The sequence below is a fragment of the Planobispora rosea genome (genome assembly GCF_014648175.1).
Lineage (GTDB): Bacteria > Actinomycetota > Actinomycetes > Streptosporangiales > Streptosporangiaceae > Planobispora > Planobispora rosea.
In genome coordinates this window covers 285,161-291,216 of sequence record NZ_BMQP01000005.1, presented here as the reverse complement: position 1 = coordinate 291,216, position 6,056 = coordinate 285,161, and the positions used below count along the sequence as shown (strand labels likewise).

The 6,056-nt window shown below is 68.4% G+C and carries 5 protein-coding genes; 2 read left to right on the top strand and 3 right to left on the bottom strand.

Annotation, left to right across the window (positions count from 1 at the left end):
- Positions 1–519: 519 nt before the first annotated feature.
- Complete coding sequence (locus IEZ08_RS07505; RefSeq protein WP_189241892.1) at positions 520–1,743, bottom strand: hypothetical protein; 1,224 nt, start codon at positions 1,741–1,743, stop codon at positions 520–522.
- 114 nt (positions 1,744–1,857) lie between these two features.
- On the opposite strand from IEZ08_RS07505, the gene IEZ08_RS07500 reads away from it, so the two are divergent.
- Positions 1,858–2,832 carry a hypothetical protein gene (locus IEZ08_RS07500; RefSeq protein WP_189241891.1) on the top strand — a complete coding sequence of 325 codons (975 nt, stop codon included), beginning with the start codon at positions 1,858–1,860 and terminating at the stop codon, positions 2,830–2,832.
- 54 nt (positions 2,833–2,886) lie between these two features.
- Here the strand turns inward: IEZ08_RS07500 and IEZ08_RS07495 are convergent, their stop codons facing one another.
- Positions 2,887–3,813 (bottom strand): MBL fold metallo-hydrolase, encoded by a 927-nt coding sequence (locus tag IEZ08_RS07495; RefSeq protein WP_084780263.1) that lies wholly within the window; start codon positions 3,811–3,813, stop codon positions 2,887–2,889.
- A gap of 111 nt (positions 3,814–3,924) precedes the next feature.
- On the opposite strand from IEZ08_RS07495, the gene IEZ08_RS40595 reads away from it, so the two are divergent.
- Positions 3,925–4,632 carry a single-stranded DNA-binding protein gene (locus tag IEZ08_RS40595; RefSeq protein WP_084780261.1) on the top strand — a complete coding sequence of 236 codons (708 nt, stop codon included), beginning with the start codon at positions 3,925–3,927 and terminating at the stop codon, positions 4,630–4,632.
- Here IEZ08_RS40595 and IEZ08_RS07485 read toward each other — a convergent pair.
- The gene (locus IEZ08_RS07485) at positions 4,619–6,001 is read right to left on the bottom strand and encodes a DUF1015 family protein (RefSeq protein WP_229802967.1); all 1,383 of its coding nucleotides are present in this window, start codon (positions 5,999–6,001) and stop codon (positions 4,619–4,621) included. The two genes, IEZ08_RS40595 and IEZ08_RS07485, sit on opposite strands and share 14 nt — an antisense overlap.
- Positions 6,002–6,056: the final 55 nt, after the last annotated feature.

Sequence of the window (6,056 nt, the reverse complement as noted above, 5' to 3'; positions counted from 1 at the left end):
GATGGTACTGCACTCGGGAGGGTGTGGGAGAGTAGGTCGCCGCCGGACAATCGTTTCGAAGAGGCCCCCGCGTTGCGGGGGCCTCTTCGCGTTTACAGGGCTTTTCGGGTTCAAGGACTAAGGACTGTTGTCGATCGTCGGATGTCCTCGGCACGAGATGATCCTTTGATGTCACGGTCCCGAGAGCTGGGAGGCTCGATAGCGATCTTCCTTCTCTGTTCTCCACCGGCCGGTGTCCAAGTGTGGGATGTCGGCTTAGGGACTTTGAGGGGCTTGCTAGGCTGAGAAGGCCGGGCCACCCCCTACGATCGGGTGGCCTTCGTCGCGCCACACCACGATAGGGCGGGGCAGCGATAGCGAACGGGTCGCATCCCGCGACCGGAGACCGCCCGCACAGCGGATCGCCTTACGGGAAGATGGGGCGTGCTCGCGGCGTGAGCAATACGAAATGGACCAGAAGTGAACAGTGACAACGGGCGTGACGGCGCAGGCCGCCGCGAAGAGGGCGAGAACCGCGGATCAGGCGGTCAGGGAGACTATCGGGGAAGCGGCGGCCGGGGCCGGCCGGGGGACGGTCCTCGATACGGAGAACGTCGCGAAGGACGTTCTGGAGGTTCGTACGGCTCTCGTGACCGTGGGGACCGGCCGTCCGGCCGAGAGGGCGGCGGTCAGCGTTCTTACGGCGATCGCGACCGGTCGCGCGGCTCTTACGGTTCCCGTGACCGTGATGATCGTGGTGGTGAGCGCCGGTCCTACGGTGACCGGGACCAGGCGCGGAGTCGGTACGGCTCCCGGAGTCAGGGCGAGCGCCCGTCGTTCGGCCGGGATCGCGATGACCGTGGTGGTGAGCGTCGTCCGTTCAGTCGAGACGATCGTCCGGGCGGTGGGTTCCGGGATCGGGATGACCGTGGTGGTGAGCGTCGCTCCTACGGTGACCGGGATCAGGCGCGTGGCCAGTATGGTCCGCGTGGTGCCGGTGAGCGTCGTCCGTTCAGCCGGGACGATCGTCCGGGCGGGGGTTTCCGGGATCGCGATGACCGTCCGCGCGGTGGGTTCCGGGATCGGGATGACCGTGGTGGTGAGCGTCGCTCCTACGGTGACCGGGATCAGGCGCGTGGCCAGTATGGTCCGCGTGGTGCCGGTGAGCGTCGTCCGTTCAGTCGAGACGATCGTCCGGGCGGGGGTTTCCGGGATCGCGATGACCGTCCGGGCGGTGGGTTCCGGGATCGGGATGACCGTGGTGGTGAGCGCCGGTCCTACGGTGACCGGGATCAGGCGCGGAGTCGGTACGGTTCCCGGGATCGCGATGACCGTTCGGGCGGTGGCCTCCGGGATCGCGATGACCGTGGCGGTGAGCGTCGTCCGTTCAGCCGGGACGATCGTCCGGGCGGTGGGTTCCGGGATCGGGATGACCGTGGTGGTGAGCGTCGCTCCTACGGTGACCGGGATCAGGCGCGTGGCCAGTATGGTCCGCGTGGTGCCGGTGAGCGTCGTCCGTTCAGCCGGGACGATCGTTCGGGCGGGGGTTTCCGGGATCGCGATGACCGTCCGCGCGGTGGGTTCCGGGATCGGGATGACCGTGGTGGTGAGCGTCGTCCGTTCAGCCGGGACGATCGTCCGGGCGGCCGTCCCTTCGGAAACCGCCCCACGGATTTCCAGAGCGAGAGTGGCGGCTCCCGGACTCGTTACGGCCGCGAGGACCAGCCGGGCCGTCGTGGTGATGAGACGTCGGCGCGAGAGCACGAGCAGATGCCTCCGCTCGCTCCCGACATCACCGCGGAGGAACTCGACAAGGAGGTCCGTGAGGAACTGCGTTCACTCCCGCTCGATCTCGCAGATCTGATCTCCCGCCATCTCGTGGCGGCAGAGCGGGCCCTCGGCGAGGGTGAGGCTGAGCAGGCCTACGAGCACACGAAGGTCGCCCGCCGTTTCGCCGCGCGGATCGGTGTGGTGCGTGAGGCCGTCGGTGTCGCCGCTTACCACGCCGGGCATTTCGCCGAAGCACTCAGCGACCTGCGTGCGGCCCGCCGGATAACGGGCTCGGACGCGTTTTTGCCGATCATGGCTGACTGCGAACGCGGTCTCGGCCGTCCGGAGCGGGCTCTCGACCTTGTCCGGTCCAAGGAGGCTGAGCGTCTCGACCGGATGGGCAAGATCGAGCTGGCGATCGTGGAGTCCGGTGCCCGTCGGGACCTCGATCAGAAGGACGCGGCGGTCGTCACTCTGCAGCGCCTGCCCGAACTGCGTGACCCTCGCCCGCAGCCCTGGTCGGCACGGCTGGCTTTCGCCTATGCCGACGCTCTGGCAGACGCGGGCCACGAAGGCGCGGCCGTCGAGTGGTTCGGCCGGGCGATGGCCTTCGACGAGGACGGCGAAACCGACGCGGCCGAGCGGTACGCGGCGCTGACCGGTACGGTCATCGAAGACCTTGAAGAGGACCTCGAAGACGAACCGGATGGTGACGAGGACCTTCAGGACGAGTCGGGCGAGGAGGGCGACGGACTCGTCTCCGAGGACGAGGACGAGATCGACGCCGAGATCGACGAGGATTACGAGGACGAGATCGACGATGATGATCTCGACGTCATCGAGGATGATCTCGATGCCGAGGAGGCCGGCGAACCGGCCGTCGATGAGCTCGAGGGGGGCGACGAACCGTCCACCGCCGCGCGCAAGCGTACGGAGGACGGAGACGCCGCAGCCGGGACGGAGAAGGTCGAGACCGGTGTCGGTCCCGCCTTCATCGAGCCGAACTTCGGCGACATCCTGGACGACGTCGACGACACCGACGAGGCTGACGGTCCGGACGCCGGTAAGCACGACAAGAAGTGACCGCTGATCCGTCCCGGGTAGGCCGGTCCTTCCGCCCGGGACGGGCCAGACCTTTCAGGGCTGGACCCGGTCCAGCCAGTGCATGATCCCGGCGACGTTCGAGGGTGCGCCGCTGAGCAGCTCGAACTGCTCGGCGGTCGCATCGTCGGCTTTCAACGCCGCGTACCGCTCCCGTGTACGGTCCCTGACCATGGCCACCGCGTGGTCCAGATCCATGCCCTCCGAATGGGCCTGTCGGGTCAGGTCGACCCAGACACGCAGTTCCTCGGCCGAGCGTTCCAGCGTCTCCTGGACGTCCGTTACCGGCCCGTAGTGGCTGAACAGCAGCCGCTGCGGACCCAGGGCCTGGAACAGGGCGATCGAGTCCAATGCGGTGCGCAGGTCGAAGTCCGGGGGCGGCGTGGCGGGCCGCAGATCGCCGGTCTGCGGGAGGTAGACGCCGGCGGCGTCGCCGACGTAGAGATCGCCGGTGCCGGAGTCGATCAATCCCACGTGGTGTTTGGCGTGGCCGGGAGAGTAGTGACTGCTCAGTGTCCGGCCGTTGCCGAGGTCGATGGCCCCGGTGTCGCCGAGTGCGCGGATCCGTGAGGCCTCCGTGGGAGCCAGTTCACCGAACAAGGTGTCCATCCGGTCGCCCCAGACCATGCGGGCACTGGCCATCAGACGCGATGGGTCGGCGAGGTGCCGGGCGCCCTTCTCGTGCACCACGATCTCCGCTTCCGGATAGAACCCGGCGATGTCCCCGACTCCTCCCGCATGGTCCAGGTGGATATGGGTGACGACGACTGTGGCGAGATCGCGGGGGCCGACTCCCAGGGAGGTCAGGGCGTCCCGGACCACGGGGGCGGAAGTGGACGTGCCTGTCTCCACCAGGCAGGGACGGTCTCCCAGGATCAGATATCCCGCCGTGATGCCGGAGAACCCGGCCATCCGCGTGTCGATCTCATAGACGTCTCCGCCAAGAGCCGTGATGTTGTCCACAGGCCACCTCAGGGTCGGAACCGGAGTCCCCAGAACAGCATTCGGGCCATTCCGGTACGGCTCACATCGTAAAGAGTCGTCCTCGATCGGCAAAGATCGAAGGAGGGTTCGATGGACCGCAATGAAGTCATCCTCGCAGGTCGCCTGCCTGACCTGGCGCAGATCAAGACCTTGCAGAGCGGCACCCGTTTCGGCACCTGGCGGCTGATCGTCCGGCGGCGGAACCGCGGACGCGGCACCCGGGTGGACACCATCCCGTGCGTGTCGTTCGAGCCCGAAGTCGTCCGTAGCGTCACGGAGTGGCTCCCCGACGACGTGGTGGAGGTGGTGGGTTCACTGCGCCGCAGATGGTGGGGGAGTCAGGACTCCAAGGCGTCCGGCTACGAGGTCGAGGTCCGCTCGGTGAAGCGCCTCGAACGCCGGGTCACGACCGTGCTCACCGGAGACGGTGAACTTTCCGAGAGCCCACCCCCGACTCCGGACCTGGCCTGGGGCCGAGCAGTGGATCCGGCCACAGGCTCAGCCACGGATCCAGCCTCGGGTTCAGCCACGGACCGAAGCTCGGGTCAGGCCGCGGATCGGTCCCCGGGCCAAGCCACGGATCGAACCTCAGGCCCCGTTGTGGGCTCGATCATGGGCGCCGCCACGGCAGCGCTTCCCGCACCGCCACGGCCGCTCCACTCCCTTGTGAACACGGTTCCCGTTCAACGCCCCCCGAAGGCCGGGCCCGGCCCCCGGGCGATTCCTGAAGATCCCGTGCCGGATCACGCCGTGACTGCTCCGGATGTCCCACCTGGAGGCGGCGTCACTCAAGCGTGAGCAGACGCATCAGCAGGCCGGTCCGGGGTTTGGGCCCGAATGATGTGGACTTGCGCGGCACCCGCTCCCCCTGGGCCGCGACCGCGAGCACGTCATCGACCGCGAGCGGGTTCATCAGTACGGCGGTTCCTCCGGTGTCCCGGGCGAGACGTGCCGCGGCCCGGGAGTCGTGGTGCACGACGCGCACCGAGTGCTCGTCGTCGCGCATTCCCCACACCTTGGGCAGGAGGAACTCCGCGAGGATGGAGGTGTTCAGGGAACGCCACCGGGGCGACCGGTCGGCGGGCATCGCATGCTCCACCTGCTCCGGATCGGGATCGGTGATCAGGTACGCCGTGTTCTCGTCCGTCAGCAGGAACGCCGGTTCGGAGGCCCTCCCCAGTGCGCTGAGTCCCTCCGCCAGGGTCACGTGCTCGTGAACCTGCCAGGAGCCCTTCGCCTTGGCCACCGCCTCGTCGAGGGGCAGATTGGGAATGACCCGATGGATGGCTTTCAGGTCCGGGGGGTACGAGTCGGAGTCCACCAGGAGCGCCAGGCCGAAATCCCACGGGCCGGGGCCTGGCGCCGCGACCACGGCGGGGTTCCCGTCGGTCGGGCCGGGCTTCCTGTCGGTCTCGCTGGGGTTCCTGTCGGCGGTGTCGGGGTTTCCGCCGGTCGCGCGGGAATCCGTGCCTTCGCACATGGTGGCGTGGTGTTCGGCCTGGAGCGCGAGATAGGTGGCGTAGCGATGGTGGCCGTCGGCGATGAGAGCCTGGCGCGGGCGGAGATCCGCGTTGAGGGCGGCGAGTTCACCGGGGTCGGTGATGGCCCACAGGCGGTGCCTGATCCCGTCCCGGGTCTGCGCCTCGGCCAGCGGCGGCCGGACGGTGGCGACCTCGTCGACGAGACGGGTGGCGGGGCCGCCGCGGCCCTCGTAGAGCAGGAAGATGGGCTCCAGATTCGCCTCGGTGGTGCGCATGAGCGCCAGGCGATCAGCCACGGGACCGGGCATGACGTCCTCGTGCGGCAGGATCGTGCGCCGCTCGGGGGAGGTCAGGCCCACGTCGCCGATGAGCCCCCGCTGCAGGATCCCTGAGCCGCTCTGCTCATAGACGTACACCGCGGGAGCGTCGTCGGCGACCAGGATCCCCGAGGAGAGCCAGGCGCGCAGGGTCTCGCGGGCCTCGGCGTAGCGGTGGCCGTCGGCGCCCGGAAGGATCAGCCTGACCACGTTGTTGGGGTGGGTGTCGAGCAGGTCCCTGATACCGGTCTCGCCGATGAGGTCATAGGGGGGAGAAATCACGTCGGCCAGGTCGTCGACGGCGAATCGCACGCCGCGGAACGGACGTAGCACCAGTCCGTCAGGCACCGGCAGTTCAGGATTCACCATAGAGGGCATGCTGCCATAAAGGCCCGAAACGCCCGGGTGCTGCCTCGCGAACGCG